This window comes from Acinetobacter sp. GWC1_38_13, from assembly GCF_001767535.1.
Classification (GTDB): domain Bacteria; phylum Pseudomonadota; class Gammaproteobacteria; order Pseudomonadales; family Moraxellaceae; genus Acinetobacter; species Acinetobacter junii.
On sequence record NZ_MELG01000090.1, the window covers coordinates 1 to 21638 of the forward strand.

22 protein-coding genes and 1 riboswitch are annotated in these 21638 nt (G+C 40.6%); of the genes, 7 read left to right on the plus strand and 15 right to left on the minus strand.

The features are described from left to right. Positions 1-86 precede the first annotated feature (86 nt). The 5 genes from A2003_RS09540 to A2003_RS09560 form a co-directional block, all read right to left on the minus strand. On the minus strand, positions 87-665 hold the full coding sequence (locus A2003_RS09540) for a TMEM165/GDT1 family protein (protein ID WP_286687254.1): 579 nt from the start codon (positions 663-665) through the stop codon (positions 87-89). Positions 666-748: 83 nt separating this feature from the next. Beyond that, a riboswitch (yybP-ykoY riboswitch) is annotated at positions 749-890 on the minus strand. 34 nt (positions 891-924) lie between these two features. Continuing rightward, complete coding sequence (locus A2003_RS09545) at positions 925-1212, minus strand: hypothetical protein (protein WP_004951312.1); 288 nt, start codon at positions 1210-1212, stop codon at positions 925-927. 133 nt (positions 1213-1345) lie between these two features. Then, the gene (locus A2003_RS09550) at positions 1346-3310 is read right to left on the minus strand and encodes a 2-oxo acid dehydrogenase subunit E2 (RefSeq protein WP_286687255.1); all 1965 of its coding nucleotides are present in this window, start codon (positions 3308-3310) and stop codon (positions 1346-1348) included. A gap of 2 nt (positions 3311-3312) precedes the next feature. Further along, positions 3313-6030 carry a pyruvate dehydrogenase (acetyl-transferring), homodimeric type gene (gene aceE / locus A2003_RS09555; protein ID WP_004909908.1) on the minus strand — a complete coding sequence of 906 codons (2718 nt, stop codon included), beginning with the start codon at positions 6028-6030 and terminating at the stop codon, positions 3313-3315. A gap of 203 nt (positions 6031-6233) precedes the next feature. Beyond that, positions 6234-6941 (minus strand): M23 family metallopeptidase, encoded by a 708-nt coding sequence (locus A2003_RS09560; RefSeq protein WP_004909910.1) that lies wholly within the window; start codon positions 6939-6941, stop codon positions 6234-6236. Positions 6942-7048: 107 nt separating this feature from the next. On the opposite strand from A2003_RS09560, the gene A2003_RS09565 reads away from it, so the two are divergent. Continuing rightward, a complete protein-coding gene (locus A2003_RS09565; protein WP_004964937.1) occupies positions 7049-7489 on the plus strand; it encodes a DciA family protein in 441 nt (146 codons plus the stop codon). A gap of 98 nt (positions 7490-7587) precedes the next feature. Here A2003_RS09565 and lpxC read toward each other — a convergent pair whose 3' ends face one another. The 9 genes from lpxC to A2003_RS09610 all read right to left on the minus strand — a co-directional run bounded on the left by lpxC (position 7588) and on the right by A2003_RS09610 (position 17616). Next, on the minus strand, positions 7588-8490 hold the full coding sequence (gene lpxC / locus A2003_RS09570) for a UDP-3-O-acyl-N-acetylglucosamine deacetylase (protein ID WP_004909915.1): 903 nt from the start codon (positions 8488-8490) through the stop codon (positions 7588-7590). 111 nt (positions 8491-8601) lie between these two features. After that, positions 8602-9783 carry a cell division protein FtsZ gene (ftsZ, locus tag A2003_RS09575; RefSeq protein ID WP_004909919.1) on the minus strand — a complete coding sequence of 394 codons (1182 nt, stop codon included), beginning with the start codon at positions 9781-9783 and terminating at the stop codon, positions 8602-8604. 166 nt (positions 9784-9949) lie between these two features. Next, positions 9950-11212, minus strand: coding sequence for a cell division protein FtsA (gene ftsA / locus A2003_RS09580; RefSeq protein ID WP_004909921.1), 1263 nt, complete (start codon positions 11210-11212; stop codon positions 9950-9952). A gap of 65 nt (positions 11213-11277) precedes the next feature. Next, on the minus strand, positions 11278-12135 hold the full coding sequence (locus A2003_RS09585) for a cell division protein FtsQ/DivIB (RefSeq protein WP_004951291.1): 858 nt from the start codon (positions 12133-12135) through the stop codon (positions 11278-11280). A 6-nt stretch (positions 12136-12141) separates the two neighbouring features. Beyond that, complete coding sequence (locus A2003_RS09590) at positions 12142-13068, minus strand: D-alanine--D-alanine ligase (protein ID WP_004909930.1); 927 nt, start codon at positions 13066-13068, stop codon at positions 12142-12144. 110 nt (positions 13069-13178) lie between these two features. Beyond that, positions 13179-14624 (minus strand): UDP-N-acetylmuramate--L-alanine ligase, encoded by a 1446-nt coding sequence (gene murC / locus A2003_RS09595; protein WP_286687256.1) that lies wholly within the window; start codon positions 14622-14624, stop codon positions 13179-13181. A 13-nt stretch (positions 14625-14637) separates the two neighbouring features. Further along, positions 14638-15735, minus strand: coding sequence for an undecaprenyldiphospho-muramoylpentapeptide beta-N-acetylglucosaminyltransferase (gene murG, locus A2003_RS09600; RefSeq protein ID WP_286687257.1), 1098 nt, complete (start codon positions 15733-15735; stop codon positions 14638-14640). Between the two features lie 229 nt (positions 15736-15964). After that, positions 15965-16909, minus strand: coding sequence for a glutathione synthase (gene gshB / locus A2003_RS09605; RefSeq protein ID WP_087539933.1), 945 nt, complete (start codon positions 16907-16909; stop codon positions 15965-15967). A gap of 224 nt (positions 16910-17133) precedes the next feature. Continuing rightward, positions 17134-17616: a glutathione peroxidase gene (locus A2003_RS09610; protein ID WP_286687258.1), complete on the minus strand. Its 483-nt coding sequence runs from the start codon at positions 17614-17616 to the stop codon at positions 17134-17136. Between the two features lie 179 nt (positions 17617-17795). Between A2003_RS09610 and A2003_RS09615 the strand changes: the two genes are divergently transcribed. From A2003_RS09615 to A2003_RS09635, 5 genes are all read left to right on the plus strand, one after another. Then, positions 17796-18248, plus strand: a complete 453-nt coding sequence (locus A2003_RS09615; RefSeq protein WP_286687259.1) for a MarR family winged helix-turn-helix transcriptional regulator — start codon at positions 17796-17798, stop codon at positions 18246-18248. Beyond that, positions 18249-18446 (plus strand): DUF3565 domain-containing protein, encoded by a 198-nt coding sequence (locus tag A2003_RS09620; protein ID WP_286687260.1) that lies wholly within the window; start codon positions 18249-18251, stop codon positions 18444-18446. Positions 18447-18900: 454 nt separating this feature from the next. Next, positions 18901-19116 (plus strand): cold-shock protein, encoded by a 216-nt coding sequence (locus tag A2003_RS09625; RefSeq protein ID WP_004951274.1) that lies wholly within the window; start codon positions 18901-18903, stop codon positions 19114-19116. 87 nt (positions 19117-19203) lie between these two features. Continuing rightward, on the plus strand, positions 19204-19431 hold the full coding sequence (locus A2003_RS09630; RefSeq protein ID WP_004951266.1) for a hypothetical protein: 228 nt from the start codon (positions 19204-19206) through the stop codon (positions 19429-19431). Positions 19432-19486: 55 nt separating this feature from the next. Next, complete coding sequence (locus A2003_RS09635; protein WP_004951253.1) at positions 19487-19684, plus strand: hypothetical protein; 198 nt, start codon at positions 19487-19489, stop codon at positions 19682-19684. 125 nt (positions 19685-19809) lie between these two features. On the opposite strand, the gene pyrE is transcribed toward A2003_RS09635, so the two are convergent. Then, the gene (gene pyrE / locus A2003_RS09640; protein ID WP_004951249.1) at positions 19810-20460 is read right to left on the minus strand and encodes an orotate phosphoribosyltransferase; all 651 of its coding nucleotides are present in this window, start codon (positions 20458-20460) and stop codon (positions 19810-19812) included. 39 nt (positions 20461-20499) lie between these two features. Between pyrE and A2003_RS09645 the strand changes: the two genes are divergently transcribed. Further along, on the plus strand, positions 20500-21324 hold the full coding sequence (locus A2003_RS09645; protein WP_004909961.1) for an exodeoxyribonuclease III: 825 nt from the start codon (positions 20500-20502) through the stop codon (positions 21322-21324). The last annotated feature ends 314 nt before the right edge of the window (positions 21325-21638 follow it).

Genomic DNA, 21638 nt, shown 5'->3' on the forward strand with positions numbered 1-21638 from the left:
AGTAAATGTCAACAGACCCTAATTATTAATTTTCTCTCGACATAAAAAATGCACCTGCTCAACAACAGGTGCATGTTTGAATAAGATTAAGTAAAATAATAATGCTGAACTAAGGTTGAAATACCTACCACCAAGAAAATCGCTGCACCGATTTTATGGATTAAAGAGATTGGTAATTTATCAGCCAACTTATTACCAATAAATACTGCTGGAGCATTTGCAAGCATCATCCCAACAGTAGTACCACACATGACCCAAAATACGCTGTCAAAACGTGCAGCTAAGGCAACAGTTGCAATTTGGGTTTTATCACCAATTTCGGCCAAGAAAAATAGAATAAAGGTCGCGCCAAATACTCCAAATCTCTGCCATTTATTGATGCTTTCTGTTTCATCACCAAGTTCATCAGGGATCAACATCCAGATCGCCATCCCTATAAAACCAAGTGCTAGTATCCAAATCAAAATTTCAGGACTGAGAACTGTAGTAATCCATTGACCAAAAACAGCAGAAATACCGTGGTTAATCGTGGTTGCTAATAAAATTGCGATGAGGATTGGAACAGGTTTTCGGAAACGTGCTGCTAACAATAAAGCGAGTAATTGTGTCTTATCACCCATTTCAGCAAGGGCAACGATTGAAGTAGAGATGAGAAATTCATACATAATTGAATGCTCTGGCTAGCAATATATACCGATGATCTACCCCTCCTGCTAGCCAAAATCAATTAGATTGATGCAGAGTGATAAATCAAAGGTCTTGCCAACAAAAGCACAGCTAAATAGCTGTTCTTGGTTCTTTGCTATGATGACCATGTTCTGTTGAACAATTATGTTGATCATCACCTCTTTACTTTGCGTAAAGAGCGGCTACTCCCCAATGAAGTGTTTTTATTCTATCAAAGAACTTTATTGTTTTGAATCTTTAAGTCCAAAATTTTTGGTAACTCCACATTAACAATCGAACCAGACCTAATAGCAGAGCTAAATAAACACTTATACCAACAAAACTAAATCCACCCCAGCCACTGCTCGTATTTAAATTTTGTGCCTGATATTCCATCGCCATCACAATGGTTGCGACTAATAATTCAATCCCCATCACAATATAAAGCACCCACTCTGATGGAAAATGCAGAAAGCTCACCCATAATCCCATAAGCACAGAAACTACCAGCAATAATGGCAACATGACTCTATAAATCGCAAACATTTCTCCACCTCAAATTCAGTGCTTGATTCCCTCATTGCTCATTTTCAAATTGATAGCAAATAAAGTAGCTTTTTTCTATATTCAATAAAAAGAAAACCCCGCCTGAGCGAGGTATTCTTAAATCAATTATTCGTTAGAGCAATAAACTACGAATATCTTTTAATAGCTTGGTCAATTTATTGGTAAAGCGTGCCGCATCAGCCCCATTAATAACTCGATGATCATATGACAACGATAATGGCAACATTAAACGTGGATCAAAATCTTTACCATTCCATACAGGTTGCATGGTTGCTGGAGAGATACCCAAAATTGCGACTTGAGGCCAGTTCACTAAAGGCGTAAATGCAGTTCCTCCGATACTTCCTAAGCTCGTAATGGTAAAGTTGGCACCTTGCAAATCTTTCGGTGATAACTTACGATCACGCGCTTTTTGACTGAGTTCAGCCAGTTCCATCGCGATTTGCTTAATGGATTTTTGGTCAGGATTACGCAGTACAGGAACTGTTAAGCCATCAGGTGTAGCGACTGCGATACCCATATGAATTTCGTTACGCAACAACACTGACTTTTGATCATCTGCCAAATGACCCGCGAAATAAGGTTCTTCTTTTAACAAGTGAGCAACCGCTTTCGCGATAAACGCTAAAATAGTTAAGCTAATTCCTTGTTTTTTGAACCCATCTTTCAGTTCGCCACGCCATGCTTCAAGCTCTGTAATATCAGCCAAGTCAAACTGCGTTACTTGTGGTATGAAGTTATTCAATGACAATTGCGGAACAGAGACCTGTTGCAAACGTGTCATTGCTTTTACTTCGCCACCACCGAAGGCAGTGAAATCAGGTAATGATGGCAAGCCTGAAGCGACAGGTGCAGCCTGTGTACTAGGAGCAGCTTGTGGTGCAGTTAAACGCGTTTTTACATAAGCAAAAACATCGTCTTTCATCACACGACCGTGTTCGCCAGAGGCTTTCACTTGACCAAGGACTACTCCGAGTTCACGCGCCAATTTACGTACCGCTGGACCCGCATAGACTTTGGCATTGTCAGCTTCTTGCTCTTTGGTCAGCTTCTCAGTTTGCGCTGGCGCACTCGGTGCTGCTGTCGCTACCGCCTGTGGTTTTGTTGGTGCAGCTTCAGTAGCAGTTGGTTGCTTTGCAACTGGTTGAGTTTTTGGTGCTACTTGAGCAGCAGCCTGACCACTCACCTCTATCGTTGCCAAAGCCATGCCTTGACGAACTTCTTGATTGGCTGAAACATGGATTGCTCTCACAATCCCTGCAACCGAGCTTGGAACTTCAACAGATGCCTTATCTGACTCAACCACGCATAAGCTTTGTTGAGCTTCAACGCGATCACCAACATTGACCAAAATTTCTGAAACCAATGCTTTTTCTACACCTAGATCAGGTACTTCAATTTCAACATTACCTGTTGAGCTATTAGTTGCAGCTGAGGCTTCTGTAGTTGCTACTGTTTGAGCTGGAGCTGCTTGCGGTTCAGATGGTACTACAGCACTCGCGGTCTTGACCTGAATCAATACCACTCCTTCCTTAATGCTGTCGCCCTCTTTGATTTGAATCGCTTCAACTACGCCTGCAACTGAACTCGGAACTTCGACCGTTGCCTTATCTGACTCAACAACGACAATACTTTGTTCAGCTTCAATTTCATCGCCAACTTTTACAAGAACTTCGGCAACTAAAGCTTTTTCAACACCAATATCTGGAACTTTTACATCCACAACTTGCGTCGAAGTTGCAGATTGGTTAACGACAGGTGCAGATGGAGTTTCAATCTGTTCAGATTGAGTTTCTACCTTCGGAGTTTCAACTTGAGCTGTTTCAACAACACGACTTTCAGTTGCTTGAGATTCCGCTTCCAGTTCAACTAAAGCAACACCTTCAGTAACTTCATCACCTTGCTTAACCAAAATACTTTTCACGATCCCTGCAGCAGTACTTGGAACTTCTACTGTCGCTTTATCAGACTCTAGAACTAGAAGGCTATCTTCTACAGCGACTCGATCACCTACTTTTACCAAAATTTCGGCGACTAACGCTTTATCAACGCCAATATCAGGTGCTTGGATTTGCATGATTAGTTCCCCTCACCTGTTTGGTTTTCGTGATATTCAGCCACAGCTTGCACTTGTGGGTGCGCCTGTGGGGCCCATGCAACTGGACGATCTGTATCTAACTCAAATGATGAGATTGCGTCTTTTACTAAACGATTTTCCACTTCACCTTCGTCGGCTAATTTTTTCAAAGTCGCAACCACGATATGTGCCGCATCAACTCCGAAATAGCTACGCAAATTAGCACGAGTATCTGAGCGACCATAACCATCTGTCCCCAAAGTGACATATGGACGATTGTCTGGTAAATATGCTCGGATTTGCTCACTATAAACGCGCATGTGATCCGTAGCTGAAACTACAATACCATCAGTATCACGTAATTGCTGAGATACCCAAGATTCTTTTGCTGTCTCAGTCAAAGGATGTAAACGATTATATTCGTCACATGCCATACCATCACGTGCTAGCTCGTTGAAACTCGTCACACTCCAGACATTTGAATGAATCTGATATTCATCACGAAGTATTTTTGCTGCTTTGATCACTTCACGTAAAATGACACCTGAGCCTAATAGTTGAACCGTTGCTTGCTCATCTTTCTGCAACAAATACATACCACGCTTAATGCCTTCTTCTGCACCTTCAGGCATTTCAGGATGCTCGTAGTTTTCGTTCATCACTGTTAAATAATAGAACACACGCTCTTGATCTTGATACATGCGTTTCAAGCCGTCATGCACAATCACCGCAAGTTCATAACCAAAACAAGGATCATAAGAAACACAGTTTGGAATCGTACCTGCCAAGATATGGGAATGACCATCTTGGTGTTGTAGACCCTCACCATTTAAGGTGGTACGTCCAGCAGTTGCACCTAACAAGAAGCCTTGCGCTTGTGCATCACCTGCCGCCCATGCAATATCCCCAATACGTTGGAAACCAAACATTGAGTAATACATGTACATTGGAATCATTGGTAAGTTATTGGTTGAATAACTAGTCCCTAACGCAGCCCAAGCACTCATCGCACCAGCTTCGTTAATCCCTTCTTGCAACATATGACCATCTTTCGCTTCACGATAATTCATGAGCTGCTCATTGTCTTCAGGGGTATATTTTTGTCCGTGTGCGGCATAAATCCCGAGTTGGCGGAACATACCTTCCAAGCCGAATGTACGAGCCTCATCTGGAACGATTGGCACAACATGATCTTTGATAGCTTTTTCTTTTAACAAAGCTGAGATCAAACGTACCATCAACATCGTCGTTGATTGCTCTTTTCCGCCACTACCTTTTAATACGGCATCAAAAACTGACAGTTCAGGTATTGGCAAAGAAGTACTTTCCTTACGACGTGCAGGTAGGTAACCACCTAACGCTTCACGACGTGCTTTCATGTACTTCATTTCTGGAGAGTTTTCACTTGGACGGTAGAATGGAAGCTCTTCTAACTTATCATCTGTAAATGGCAAGTTAAAACGGTCACGCACATATTTCAAAGAGTCGATCTGCATTTTTTTGATTTGGTGAGTTTTGTTCACCGCTTCAATTTCTTCAGACAAACCATAACCTTTAACCGTTTTTGCAAGAATAACGGTTGGTTGACCTTTGGCTTTCATTGCTTCCGCGTAGGCAGCAAAAACTTTGTATGGGTCATGACCACCACGATTCAGATTATCGATATCTTCATCGCTTAAGTCTTTTACCAGCTCTGCAGTTTCTGGGTACTTGCCAAAGAATTTCTCACGCGTATACGCACCACCTTTCACTTGATAGCGTTGGTACTCACCATCAACTGTTTCTTCCATGACCGCTTTTAAAGCGCCTGAAGTATCTTGAGCAAGTAGTGGATCCCAATGACGACCCCAAACTACTTTAATGACACGCCAGCCTGCACCACGGAATAAAGATTCTAATTCTTGAATAATTTTCCCGTTACCACGTACAGGACCATCGAGGCGCTGTAAATTACAATTCACGACCCAAATCAGGTTATCAAGCTTTTCACGTCCCGCAAGTGAAATTGCACCAGTACTTTCTGGCTCATCCATCTCACCATCGCCAAGATATGCCCAGACTTTACGATTCTCTTCTTTAATCAAACCACGATTCATCAAGTACTTTTGAATATGAGCTTGATAAATTGACATGATTGGACCAAGACCCATCGATACGGTAGGGAATTGCCAATAGTCAGGCATCAAATATGGATGAGGGTAACTTGGGAGACCATTACCACCCACTTCACGACGGAAATTATTAAGTTGCTCTTCATTCAAACGTCCTTCCAAGAAAGAACGCGCATAAATACCAGGTGCACAGTGACCTTGGTAGTAAATCATGTCGCCACCAAAATTATCAGAGGCAGCGCGGAAGAAATGGTTAAAACCAACATCATATAACGTCGCAGAAGATGCGAAACTTGCAAGGTGACCACCTAAGTCATCACCTGTTTTGTTTGCACGTAAAACCATTGCAAGTGCATTCCAACGAATCAAGGCACGAATACGTCGCTCCATGTCTTGATCGCCTGGCATTGCTGGTTGTTCTTCAACTGAGATCGTGTTGAGATAAGGTGTATTTAAGCGTTGGATCGGCACATGTTTTGCAATCGCACGTTGATATAGTTTTTCTAGTAAGAAAGCAGCACGTTCTGTGCCCATGTGTTGTAATACTGAATCAAATGCTTCTTGCCATTCCTGGGTTTCTTGCGCGTCAGAGTCGCCATAAAACGCCATACAATTCACCTTTTCCCTTAAGTTATTTTGACGTTCTATTTTTATCATGTTTTGGCTTCATAAAGGTATCGCCCCAAATGAATACAAAATGCCTTAATATTTTCTCACTAAATAGTCATTGACCTAAATAAAACAAAAGACATAAAAAATCGCCAATAATGGCGATTTTCTCAGAATTAATATACAAATGTTATACAAATGACTTAAGGCAGCATCGCTAAGTATGTTGATGGATTTTTACGCTGACCATCTTTAACAACTTCAAAATGTAAATGTGGACCAGTACAACGACCAGTACAACCTACATTTGCAATGTGTTCACCTGCACTCACTCGATCACCAGCATTTACGATTAAACGCGAAGCATGAGCGTAGCGTGTGATATATCCATTGCCATGATCAATTTCAACATATTGACCATAACCTGAACCCCAACCAGATTTTGTTACAACGCCAGGACCGGTTGCATAAATCGGAGTTCCAGATGGTGCTGAAAGATCAATACCTGAATGGTGACGAGTAGAACCGAGTAAAGTACGAGTTCCCCAAGATGAACTTACACGCCCTTCTTCCAACGGATGGCTCACTAACCAAGAATAGCCCGTATTTGATGAAAATGATGATGTAGATTTTTCTTTCGGAGTAGAAATTGCCGAACGGCCATATTTCTTTTCAATCATCGCGTTGTTTAATTCAATCGTCTTTTCACGCAACTGAACAGATACATTTGAAACTGCTGGTAGATCTATATCATCTGGATGATTATAAGAACCTTGAGCAAGTGTTTTTGATAATTCTTCTAAACGGTCATCACCCGTAGTTTGAGTGATATTTTGATAATCTGCAAATGCAACCGATGCTGCAGAAGCAGCTAATGAAAATGCGAGTAAAATACGACGCGTATGATGCATAAAAAACCTCTTGAAACCGTCCTTACTAAAGTTCCTTTATCATCTCTTCCTTGAAATCAGCTGAAGTGAACGCTTAAGATGAACATCTAACCTCGTGGGAAGTTAAAATGTCTGAACCTACAAACGTCTTTCAACAGAAAGGACAACACATAAAAACAGGAAACTTAACGTTTCTGACTACGCAAGTCACACAATGGAAACAACTTACGAAAATTATTCAACCATTATTGCCCCAACCAGAACAATGGCAGGTTGTTTGTTATCAACATGGCGTTTTGACCATAACAGGTGAAAATCAAGCAATGATTAGTCAGCTCAGTTATTTACAAAGTCACTATGTTGCGCAGTTAGCTCAGCTTGAAGGTCTCAGAGATTTAAGAAAAATCCAAGTCCGTTTAAGAAATAAGACCGTGGTTTCTCAACAAGTCTCTCCCCCGCCTCAAGCACTTTCTTCAGAGACAAAGGAGCTATTACGCAGTGCCGCTGAATATGTGAGCGACGCTAAGCTTAGCCAAGCTTTACTACGTTTGGCAAGCAATAAAAAGTAAAGGACCGATATTGACGATCGAAACACTCAATCAAATAATGAGAATCACATCACAATTTTAATTGTTATAATATAACATACACAATATAAGACAATGACTTATGTCACACTTACATACGGAATAGGACATTCATTCTCGTTAATAAATGTTACAATTTCATAGCTGCTTGGATCGTTTTGAACATTGCGAAGAAGCTGATTATTCAGAGCGTGTCCTGACTTATAGCCATCAAATTTCGCAATAATTTGATGCCCTAATAGATATAAATCACCTACTGCGTCTAAAATCTTATGGCGAACAAACTCATCGGCGAAGCGCAGCCCTTCTTCATTGACTACGCCTGTATCATCAACACCAATCGCATTTTCCAAACTTGCACCTAATGCAAGATTGTTGGCTTTTAAATAATCCAAATCTTTCATGAAACCAAAAGTTCGGGCTTCGCTAACTTCATAGACAAAGGTTTCTGTAGAGAAGTCGATACTGACAGATTGATATTCTTTTGCGAAGGCGGGATGATCAAAATCGATCGTAAAATTAAGTTGAAAACCTGAATGAGGGGTAAAAATAGCACGCTTATCCTCAAGCAGCGCTTCTACAGGTTTTAAAATTCGGATAAATTTCTTCGGTGCATTTTGCTCTGCAAGCTCACCTTGCATAAGAAGATAGATAAATGGACCAGCACTACCATCCATGATTGGCACTTCAGATGCAGACACTTCAACGATAAGGTTATCAATCCCCAATCCTGCAATCGCACTCATCACATGCTCAATCGTTCCGACTTTAATGTCTTCTCGAACGAGATTGGAGCACATAAAGGCTTCTTGGATAAGTAAAGCATTTGCTGGAATATCAACTGGCGGATTTAAATCAATACGGCGAAAGACAATACCTCCATCAATATGGTGTGGAACAAAATTAATCAGCACCTTTTGACCACTGTGCAGACCAATACCGCTCGCTTTCACCACACGTTTCAAAGTACGTTGTTTCACCATGCCACGCCAACTTCATTTGCAAAAACCGATATAACTTAGCATATTTTGCCATTTTAAAAAAATAAAAAAGGGGACAATTACTGTCCCCCTTTAGCTAAACATATGATTTTGTTATTTACGCTGTTGATTTTTCAGATAGTCCTGAATGCTCATCGGCGAAGAACGCGGGGTTGAACTTGGTGCGTTCGCTACTGGTGATTCAGCATTTGTACGCTTACTAATTGCAGGTACATCATCTTCATCAACTGATTGTTGGGCTGTATGTGCTGTGGCATGATGCGTTGTCGTAACGCGCTTCTTCGCCTCAACTTCGCTCGCATTACGAGTCAGACCAGTTGCAATTACAGTCACACGAAGTTCATCACGTGCATCAGGATCAAATACCGTACCGTAGAAGATTTCACCTTCGTCCAAATCAACAATTTGATTGACCACATCGGTAATAATTTCTGTTTCACGTAACGTAATATCATCACCACCAGTAATATTGATCAACACACCTTTAGCATTGATAATATTCACGTTATCAAGTAATGGGCTACGGATTGCTTGTTCAGCTGCTTGGCGAGCACGGTCTTCACCACGTCCCAAACCAGCCCCCATCATTGCATAACCACGTGTGCTCATCGCAGTTTTTAAGTCAGCAAAGTCTAGGTTAATGTGACCACGATTTACCACTAAGTCAAAAATACTGCGAACAGCATTTAACAATACATCGTCTGCCTTTTTATAGGCATCTTTCATTGAGATGTCACCATACACGCTGAGTAAGCGTTGATTTGGGATAATAATCAACGAATCTACATGTGCTTCAAGTGCATCGATACCTTTTTCAGCTGATTTTTGACGACGACGACCTTCAAAATTAAAAGGGGTTGTCACAACACCAACGGTCAAAATACCCATTTCTTTAGCTACTTCGGCAACCACAGGTGCTGCACCTGTACCTGTACCACCGCCCATACCTGCAGTGACAAAAACCATGTCCGTGCCTTCGAGATGTTGACGAATCACTTCACGGCTTTCTTCAGCAGCAATCTGACCAACCTCTGGATTTGCACCTGCACCTAAACCACGAGTACTTTGCTCACCCAGCTGGATCTTGAATGGAGCATTCATGCTATCTAGGGCTTGTTTATCCGTGTTTGCACAAACAAACTTTACGCCTTTGATGTCTGACTGCACCATGTGTTGAACAGCGTTACCGCCACCACCACCCACGCCAAATACTGTGAAACGGGCTTGACCGTTGCCATCGTCTAGTTCATCTTCTATAAATTCAAATGAGGCCATGACCTTTAGATTTCCTAATATATAAATGGCAGTTACTTCAGCCCGTTACTGCCTTGATTTTTAAAACTACTGATGCCTAGGATGCTGTTCAATATTACTCAGCTTGTCAAGTCCAGTGACTTACTATTACAACTTCCTAACAATTTTTCCCCAAAATACCTACAAGTTAGAAAATCGCCTTAAGCTTGCTATTGAGTGCATTCCAACCATTTGCGACACGATCCATAAAACTCCGATCATTCGCTTCCTCAGGTTCTTCAACAGCATCTTGTAAGTCACTTTGGCTAAACATCAACAACCCTGCCGCTGTCGCATACATTGAACGACGCAATGCAGGTAAGTGCTGATCTTCAGCATAAACTTGCAAAGGCGGATTACCCAAGTGTGCAGATACACCAAGCATACGACGTGCCAAATTCACCATTCCTTCAATTTGACAAGCATCACCTGTGAGTACAACACCATGATATAAACCATGAATTGCACCACTATGCTCTAACTCTTCACGGATAGATGTAAAGATTTCTTCATAACGTGCAATTACAATTTCTGCAAGCTCAATACGACTGATGGTTTGCGTACCATCAATACCTTGAACTTGAATCATATGGTCTGGTTTGACCACACTGATATCGACACAACCATGTAAAATTTTGATGCGTTCAGCTTCTTCAGTTGTAGTCTGTAAAACTGCTGCAATATCACGTGTCACATTTTCACCACCACGCGGTAAAGTACGTGCTAATGCCAAACGTCCATCCAAATAAACTGCAATATTGGTAATACCTGCACCAATATCAACTAAACAAACACCATATTCTTTTTCATCTTTCAGCAAGCTCGATTCAGCTGTTGCAAGGCAAGATACCACCATTTTCTCAACACCAATGTTCGCACCTTTCATCGCGCGATCAAGGTTTTGCATGGTGCTGATCGGCATCATCATCAGCTGATAGTGTCCTGTCATGCTATGTGCTGACATATTCACAGGATTTTGTACCCATTCAGCAGAGTCACCTAACTCAAAGCCTAAAGGCACAGCACTTGCCAAATAATAATCAGGGGTCACATGGCTCGCTTTAGCCAACTCTAACGCTCTAACTACTTCATTTGTCGTAATAATATGATCATGATTTGCGACAGGAGTGCGACCTGAAGCATAAAAACTTTGTAATTCAGTACTTGGTATCGATACCCACGCGCTATGAATACGACATTCCGCCATATCTTCTGCTTCGGATACTGCATTTTTAATGGCAGCAATCACCTTGTCTAAGCTGACAATCTTGCCTTTAACCATACCTCGGTTGCGAGCAGTTGCCATGCCGATCACTTGGATTTTATCCGGTGCATGGATCTTACCAATCAAAACTGAGACTTTATGAGTCCCAATATCAATCGCAACAACTGAGGGAACAGCTTCACTCATTACTTCAATACCATATCTTTTGTTGTTTATACGGGCAAAACTGCCTGTTATTTTCAAGCCACGTATTATGGCTTTGCCTGAATTGCACCCGCAAGGTTTGTGTCATCAATCGTTACAACTAATTGACCATTGACAATCTTTGGCGGCATTGCATTTTTCCACTGAATGGCCAAGCCATTTCGGTAACGTAAATCAATCGCCGAGATTTTTGACCATACAGGTTTTAAATCCGTTTGTGCCAATTGGCTCAAGCGTTGTAACTTATTCATGGTTTGATCTTGATCAACAATAATACGTAAACCTGAATCAAACTGCATGAACCATGTCATACGCTCTGTTAAATAAAGCTCTTTTAACCGCAAATTTGCAGGATAAAACAACTGATTAATTTCATTATAGCGACGCATCATCATTTTGGATTGGCTGACTGGACCATGCAAAAGCGGCAAGTTTGGATGTACCTTTGGCACAGCTTCGCTAAAGACATCGCCATTATCACTGAGCAAGCGCCCTGTTCCCCAACGTGCAATCGCATGTCGCGGCATCACCCGCACACGAATTGCATTTGGCCAAGCTCGTGAAACTACCACCCGATCAACCCATGAGACTTGTAATGCCTGATCACGAATTAATTCTAAATCTGAAGTGAAATAATTATCTTTAATTATAGGATTGAGATGTTGAACCAACTGTTGGTTCTCAACTTCTGATTGAGTACCCACCACCTGCAATTGTGCAACAGTTGCATCTGTCATGACTTTATATAAGCCATAAAGACCAACTGCAAGCACGGCAAATGCAACAACAAGAAGCAGCCAACCACCCGCGTTCACCATTTTTTGTTTAGGCGAAGGCGGTTTCTCATGAATAGAGCTGATGGCAGGTCGTGTTTTACGACGCATTGATGCAGGAAGTTGAGCCATGAATAATTAAGCCGACTTTGCTAAAGTTTGCTCTAAAATTGCTAGGCAAAGCTCATCAAAACTATAACCGACCGCTTGTGCAGCTTTAGGTACAAGCGAGTGGCTGGTCATACCAGGTACAGTATTTACCTCTAACAACCAGAAATTACCTTGCTCATCTTGCATCGCATCAATACGTCCCCAACCTTCTGCACCTACTGCTTGAAATGCACGTAAGCATAGCGCTTGCAAAGACTTTTCTTCAGTTTCACTCAAACCACACGGAATACCATATTGCACATCATTGCGCTGGTACTTCGCTTCATAGTCATAAAATGCGACATCAGCTGGGGGTTGCAAACGAATAACTGGCAACGGTTGACCATTCAGGAAAGAAATCGTGAATTCACGACCCGTAATCCATTTTTCAGCCATAACCACTGCATCATGTTGAGTCGCTTTCTCAATTGCCGCAGCAAAATCTTCAGCTTTTTCAACTTTACTCATCCCGACACTCGAACCTTCATGTACAGGCTTGATGATCACAGGCAAACCTAGATCTGCTATAACTGAGTTCAAATCAGAATCTTTTGTAATAATGCGGTATGGAGCTGTTGGCAAATCACTTCCTTGCCAAATTTGCTTAGTTTTTACTTTATCCATACCAATCGCAGAGCCTTGAACGCCCGTTCCTGTATATGGAATATTCAACCACTCAAGCACACCTTGAATTTGTCCGTCTTCACCACCACGACCGTGCAATACAATGAATGCACGATCATAGGCAACAAGCTCAGTTACACTTTTTTCTTGTGGATCAAATGCTTCTGCTTGTACACCTGAACGCAATAAAGCCTCTAATACAGCTTGACCACTGTCTAATGACACAGCACGCTCAGCCGACTTCCCACCAAATAACACAGCAACTTTGCCGAATTTTGCAGCATTTGACACGTTTATATCCTTAAAACTTTTCTAAATTCTCTAAATCTTCCCGCCCCCTCTTTATGAAAGAGGGAAACTCCGCCCTTTGTTAAAAGAAGGTTGGGAGGAATTTTCTAAAACTATTGGGCATACAAGCGATGCTGAGCCAATTCTACCGAAATTGCACCGACGTTACCCGCACCTTGTGTTAATAACAGGTCATTCGCTTGTAACACTTTTTGCAAAACGTTTGGTAAATTTCCTTCAACAGGATCAACTAAAATCGGCTCAACCTGACCGCGCAAACGAATACTACGCGCAAGAGCACGGCTGTCTGCACCCACAATCGGCTTTTCACCCGCTGGATAAACTTCTAACAATAAAAGTTGATCAACTTGCGAAAGAACATCCACGAAGTCATCAAAGCAATCACGAGTACGACTAAAACGATGTGGTTGGAACATCATGACTAAACGGCGATCTGGATGACTGGCACGCGCTGCTTTAATCGTTGCTTCAACTTCTTTTGGATGATGCCCATAATCATCAACGAGTTTAACAGTGCCTTCACCAACCTCAAATTCACCTTGAACTTGGAAACGACGACCAACACCGCTAAAGCCTTCTAAAGCACGACAAATCGCACCATCAGAAACACCTTCATCTGTCGCAACACCAATCGCCGCAAGTGCATTTAGGACATTGTGTAAACCTGGTTGGTTAATCGTGACACGTAATGGCTCACGATCTTTACGCAATACAGTGAAATGTGAGCGCATACCATCTTGTTCAACGTCAACGGCACGTACATCATTATCTTCATTAAAACCATAGGTCAGTACTGGACGCCCAACACGCGGTAAAATTTCGCGAATATTGGCATCATCACCACATACCACAGCCAAGCCATAGAACGGCAAGTTATGTAGGAATTGAATAAAGGTATCTTTTAATTTATCGAAACTACCTTCATAAGTGTCCATATGATCGGCATCGATGTTGGTCACAATCGCGGCCATTGGCTGCAAATATAAGAATGAAGCATCTGACTCATCCGCTTCTGCCACGATAAAACGGCTTTCACCCAGTGCCGCATTTACCCCTGTACTATTCAGCAATCCACCAATCACGTATGTCGGGTCAAGATTTTCTTCCGCCAACATCGTTGTTAATAAACTAGTCGTTGTGGTTTTACCATGAGTACCTGCGACTGCAATACCATGACGATAACGCATCAACTCACCAAGCATTTCAGCACGGCGTACAATCGGTGTGCGTTGTTCAATCGCGGCTTTAATCTCTGGATTTTCAGTATCAATCGCTGTTGAAACAACAAGGACGTTGGCATTTTTAATATTGTCAGCGCTATGTCCAATAAAGACTTTAACGCCATTCGCTTCGAGTTGCGCTGTGGTTTTTGAGGCTTTAATGTCTGAACCCGAAATTTTATAACCTTGGTTGGCTAATACCTCAGCGATACCGCACATCCCCGCACCACCAATACCAACAAAGTGGATGTTTTTAATACGGCGCATTTCAGGCACTTTGATTAGCTTTTTGGCTTGGTTTGGATTTGTAGGTGACATAGATGGACTCGAATTACAATTTTTTAATCAGATCAACCACATGCTGTGTAGCATTTGGTTGTGCTTGTTGACGTGCTTTAACTGCCATTTCAGAAAGTAACTGACGATTGATCAAGCTACTTAGCAGTTTGTCTAACACATCAGGTGTCATTTCTGCTTGCTGACAAATCTTAGCCGCACCAACATTTGCTAAAAACTTCGCATTTGCAGTTTGGTGATCATCTACAGCGATCGGTAGTGGAACAAAAACAGCAGCAACCCCTGCTGTCGCAACCTCGGTGACGGTTAATGCACCCGCACGACAGATAATCAAATCTGCTTCACTATACGCCTTTGCCATATCATGAATGAATGGCTGAACATCAACTTTTAATGTCGCTGGCGCATCTTGATAACGCTCAAGAGTGACATCCTGTTGGTTCTGACCACATTGATGGAATACATTGAGAGGCGCATTTATTTTTTTCAATGCTGCTGGTAGGCGTTCATTCAACGCTTGTGCGCCCAATGACCCTCCCACAATCAAGATGCTAATCGGTTGATGCTCCTGCTCTCGGGTCTGATAACGCCAAGAAGGATTCAAAATCGAACTAATTTCCGCACGTACAGGATTGCCTGTGGTGATGACTTTATCACTGTTTGGGAAAGTATTTGGAAATGCCTGACACACGGTTTTGGCAATACGAGCCAATTGGGTGTTGGTAAATCCTGCAATCGCATTTTGCTCATGAATTAATACAGGAATACCAAGTAAACGTGCAGCTAAACCACCCGGCCCTGCGACATAACCACCAAAGCCTGCAACTGCATCAACTTTCAACTGTTTCATGTAGCGCATAGCGCTTAAGGTCGCTTTTAAGATTTTAAAAGGTGCGCTGAGTTTACGAACTAAACCATTACCGCGTACACCTTGAATATCAATTTGATAGATTGGAATATTTTGATCTTTGAGTAAGCGATTTTCCATACCCGATGGTGTCGCTAACCATGAGACTTGGCAACCTTCTTGTTGAAGTTGTTTCGCAACTGCAAGTGCTGGAAAGACATGTCCACCTGTACCAGCGGCCATCATCATGACATGTTTGGGTTTGTTCTGTGGCGAATTGGTCACGGTCTAATTCTTCAACTCAAAAAAGAAGGTTATCGTCTATTGTTTTCGGGAGTTATTTTAATCCTAAAGCTTCATTCACGAAAAGCGAATTTCACCTGTTTACAACAGAAAGCGAAGCTTTTTTCAATTGTTTGCTAAAAACATGGTTCTGTCGACATCTAAATGCCCATTCGTATGTTAATTTTCGCAAAAAACAAATGGGCATTTGGGTCAAAATATAACAGCTCGATTAATTTGAACGACCTGCTTCTAAGACATTAAATAGATCGTCTGCAATCGATGTTCCAAATTGTGCATCAATCTCGCGGATACAGGTTGGGCTCGTGACATTAATCTCTGTCACATAATTACCAATCACATCAAGACCGACAAAAACTAAGCCTTTTTCACGCAGGAAAGGACCCACTTTTGCTGCGATCATTTTATCATTTTCAGTGAGTGGACGCGCCTGACCTAGACCACCCGCAGCCAAGTTACCACGCACTTCGCCATTTTGTGGAATACGTGCCAAACAATACGGTACAGGTTCACCGTTCACCATCAAAATACGCTTATCTCCTTCGACGATTTCAGGAATATAACGTTGCGCCATGATTGGACGTGTGCCCATTTCGGTAAGCATTTCTAGAGTTGAACCGATATTTACGCCGTCTTGATATAAACGGAAAATCCCCATTCCACCCATTCCATCGAGTGGTTTTACGATCACATCGCCATGTTCTTTAATAAATTCACGAATCAGGCTTTGTTGTGAAGTCACTAAAGTGGGCACTTGAAGTTCTGGGAATTGAGTTGCAAACAATTTTTCATTGCAGTCGCGTAAGGATTGGGGTTTGTTAATAATCCACGCGCCTTCACGTTCTGCTTGTTCCAAAATATAAGTGGTATAGACAAAATTCATGTCAAATGGCGGGTCTTTGCGCATCAACACCACATCGTAGTCAGCCAATGACTCTTTGCGCTTGTCACCCAACTCATAATAATCATCATAATCTTCAAAGACTTTAAGCGGTGCAATCAGACCAAATGCTTTACCTTGATCAATATATAAATCGTGTTGTAATGCATAACCCAATTCATGCCCGCGACGACTTGCCGCCCATAACATTGCCATCGTGGAATCTTTCTTAAGATTTACCGTTTCGATTGGGTCCATCACTACAAGTACACGCATAATTTGACGCTCGTATTTTTTAATCTTGGCAAAAAGTATAGCGAAGTTTAGTGATGATGTTTAAACAAGTTATGTAATTCTTAAATCTAAAAAATTCTAATTTATTCAGATCACTAGATTCGATTTATTTAAATAGACGATTTTCTGAGTGATAAAAATTATAAAATTACTGGCAAATGATTTCATCGCCAGTAATTCGTGCAACATTCGCTTTCAGCATCGAATTAAGCCAAAAGTTTCTGAATATCTTTGCCAATTTTTTCAGGTTTGGTCGTTGGAGAATAACGTTTAATCACTTCGCCATTTCGATTAATCAAAAACTTGGTGAAATTCCATTTGATGCTTTCACTACCTAAAATACCTTTGGCTTCTGAGGTGAGGTATTTATAAATCGGATGTGCATTAGAACCATTCACATCGACTTTGGCAAACATAGGAAATGACACACCATAGTTGCGTTGACAGAAGCTGCCAATTTCTTCATTGCTTGATGGGTCTTGGTTAGCAAACTGATTACATGGAAAGCCTAAAATCACCAAACCTTGTTGTTGATAGTCTTGATATAGCTTCTCAAGTCCTTCAAATTGTGGGGTTAAGCCACATTGACTTGCAGTGTTCACCACCAATAAAACTTTGCCTTGATAGTCTGCAAGGTTCTTTTGCTCACCTTCTAAAAGTTCAGCCTGAAAATCATAAATTGTAGTCATACAACATCTCGCTCTGATTCAATCCATCTTATTTGCTTAATAGCTTTGTCTATTTGTTCAGCTATGCGAATTAATATTGCATACAATTATCTTGCATGCAAGTTAATTATGCGCAATATACTTTTCTTATCAACCAATCTATACTGTGAGCTAGCAAAGGTGACCTTGAGGAGTAAAGCATGACGGAATTTTCTTACTTGGATAATCAAGTGTGTTTTGCAATGTATTCCGCGACCAATGCAATGATTCGTCAATATCGTCCCTTACTTCAGGAATACGACCTAACCTATCCGCAATTTATCGTGCTGTTGGCTTTGTATGAAAAGGACAATGTGACGTTGTCTGAAATTGGACAAAAGACCTTTTTTGATTCAGGTACGCTGACGCCAATTATTAAAAAACTTGAAGAAAAGCAATTTTTAAAGCGCATTGCGGTGAAAGAAGATGAGCGTATGAAAAAGGTGATCTTGCTAGAAAAAGCACTGTCTGCAAAAGATGAAATTACCTTAATTCCTTTTAAACTCGCCTGCTCATTGGGTATGGACCCAAATGATTTGGTGGCAATTCATAATCTATGCCATCGTTTTTTAAAGGGTTTAGAGGATTCTAAACTCGAAAGTTTGAGTGAATAAATGCAGCAAGCTATTGTTGGTTTTCATATCGATGAAGAAAATCATTGGGTTGCTGATCTAGCTTGTGGTCATACGCAGCATGTGCGCCATGATCCACCGTGGCAAAATCGCCCTTGGGTGTTGACGGAGCTAGGGCGTAAGGAAAAGTTAGGGGTGATGTTGGAATGTAAAAAGTGTGATGAACTGAGATTTGTGTAACGCCGACTACGTTAAATGTCGAGATATGAACCACATTAAGCGTTACAACAAATATTTTTCTTAATCAGAATTAATCACAGCCAAACTCTATCATTACTTTAAGACCAACTTTGTATAACCCTATGGTTTTTTATATATTTAAAAACAGCACTCAATAAATTAAAATACAATTCTATGATTATGGACCTAAATAACCCATTCACAGATCATCAATATTATTTTAATAAATTCAATTGTTTACATACATTAATAAGAATAATAAATATATATAAGTTAATCTTATTTTTTAGTGTATACTCGGCTTAACTAGAAAAAAGTTTTGTCTCGGTAAATCTTCTTGCAGTATCGTAGTTTTAGTAATAATCCTTCGTTTTTTAGATTTTAAGTTTCATTATTTATTATTTTCAAAGTTACAATATTTTAAATAAACCATTAAAAATCAATAGGATATATTATGTCAAACTCAAATACTGTTAAAGGTACTGTAAAGTGGTTCAATGAAACTAAAGGCTTTGGTTTTATTCAACAAGAATCAGGTCCAGATGTTTTTGCTCATTTCAGCGAGATATCGAATTCAGGATTTAAAACCTTATTTGAAGGTCAAATGGTTGAATTCAGTATAGCTCAAGGTCAAAAAGGACCAAATGCTGTAAATATTACAGCCCTCTAATAAATAAAAGATTATAAAAAGTACCGACACGTACTTTTTATAATTTAAAACTTGTTTTTTTAGATCAAAATTAAAAAAGGATATCAATTGTTAGAAACACATGATTTGATTGCAAAATCTCCAAATGGTACTGAAATTATAGTTTCATTAATTCCTATAAATAAAATGCAAAGTACGCGTCAAGGTTTTAAAAAAATTGAAGTTGGCAAAAAAGTCCTTTTACAATCAGGTATTGAAGTTGATTTAAACTTAGATGGTCGTACCTTTTATACTTCTTTAAATCAATTATTTAAATTTAATCAAAAGGTTATTTAAATAAAATTAAAACATTTTTTTTAATTATTTCTAAGAATTTTATAAAGGTGAATAGATGTTAAAGCAAAGTATCAGCGTAAAAGATCAATTCGGTGTTAAGCACTTTATTCAAGCAACCGTAAATAATAACTTCGAAAACACCCAGTTATTTTCTGATATAAAACACATTACAGTTGAAGGTGAAAACATAAGACCCAGTCTTGAAATGTTTTTTCAAAGTAATCTAAGCGGAAAAATTTTCGAGATAGTATAAATATTTAGAATTATTGAAAATTATCTTATTTAAATGAAATACTAAGTAAGTAGAAACCCGATATAAAGTCGGTTTTCAAAACTAAAAAAGGAAGCTTTTGCTTCCTTTTCTATTTCACTTAAAACTTAGATGCCATATTTTTCACGATAAGCCTGCATATTTGCCAATGCTTCTTTCTCGCCTTTTGCATCCAAATAATCCATCAAATCTTTCATTGTGATTAAAGCATGCACTGGGATTTCGAGTTCTTTTTGTACTTCCTGAATCGCAGAAAGTTCACCTTGACCACGCTCTTGACGATCTAACGCCACTAATACCCCTGCAATCGTTGCACCAGCATTTTTTAAGATAGTCACAACTTCACGAATCGCAGTCCCCGCAGTGATCACATCATCAATGATCCAAACTTTTTGACCTGCAACCGATGCACCAACCAACACCCCTCCTTCACCATGATCTTTGGCTTCTTTACGGTTAAAACCCCAAGGAACGCTCTTACCATGTACTTGAGACAACGCAACCGCAGTTGCTGCTACAAAAGGAATGCCTTTGTACGCAGGACCAAAAATCACACCAACATTGTCACACTGAACCAATTTATCTGCATAGCCTTGTGCTAAAAGAGAGAGTGCTTCACCATCATTTAACAAACCTGCGTTAAAGAAATAAGGACTGACACGACCTGATTTTAAGGTAAACTCACCAAATTTAAGCACACCACGTGATAATGCGAGTTCAATAAAAGCTTGCGGATTAAATGACACAGGCGTTGTCATAAGGTGCTCCAAATTCATCAATTGAGGTTAAACATACGCATGATACCAAAGGATAGCTATCCAAGTGATGTAAAAATTCTTCGAGTCGTCTCAATTAACGTAAATGGGCTACGTTCATCAGTGACCAAAGGTCTACTCGAATGGTTAGAACAGTCCGATGCGGATGTCGTATGTATGCAAGAAAGCCGCATCACCCATGAACAATGGACTGATAAATTCAAACCTGAGGGTTGGTATACGCACTTATTTCCAGCTGAACGTGCAGGCTATGCAGGTACGGCAATTTATAGCCGTTTGCCGTTTATTACGGTGAAAAATGGACTTGGCTTTGAACTTGCTGACTCGCAAGGGCGTTTTATCACGGCGGAGTTTGATTTAGGACTGTCACATCCTGTTCATATTGCTTCTCTATACTTACCATCAGGTTCAAGTGGTGAAGATGCACAAGCACGTAAAGATTTATTTTTACTAGAATACGCCAAGATTTTAAAACAATGGCGAGATGAAAATAAATCGATCATCGTGTGTGGTGACTATAATATCGTGCATAAACGTATTGATATTAAAAACTGGTCAGGCAATCAAAAATCATCAGGCTGCTTACCACATGAACGTGCATGGCTTGATCACATTTATGATGATTTGGGCTATGTGGATACTTTCCGTGAAGTCCGCCAAGAAGCAGAATTATATTCATGGTGGTCAAATCGCGGTCAAGCCCGTGCGAAAAATGTCGGTTGGCGCATCGACTATCAAGCTTGCTCTCCAGACTGGAAAGCACGTACAGCTAATGCATGGGTCTATAAAGAACAGTGGTTTAGCGACCATGCCCCTGTGATTATCGACTATAAAATAAACGAATAAGTGAACAAGTGTTCACTTTGATCGCTTCTTTAGCTTACATATCGTGTCGTTTTTTGTGTATTTTTATTTATCCCCTGTAACGGCATTATAGCACCACGGCACAGGGAAGCGGTCAGGATGACCAGAAGGGATAGGACGCCGTAGGAAGATAAAATAAACTTAGTTTAAGTTTATTTGCAAGGATGAGACATTGGACGTTGAAATGAGACCCGCATGATCAGGATGATTAGATGCGGGTTTTCTCTTTTTTAGATATTCGATTTTTTTCTTGACGCTGTCTTTAGCTTTTATGCTCAATATATAAGAACAATTTA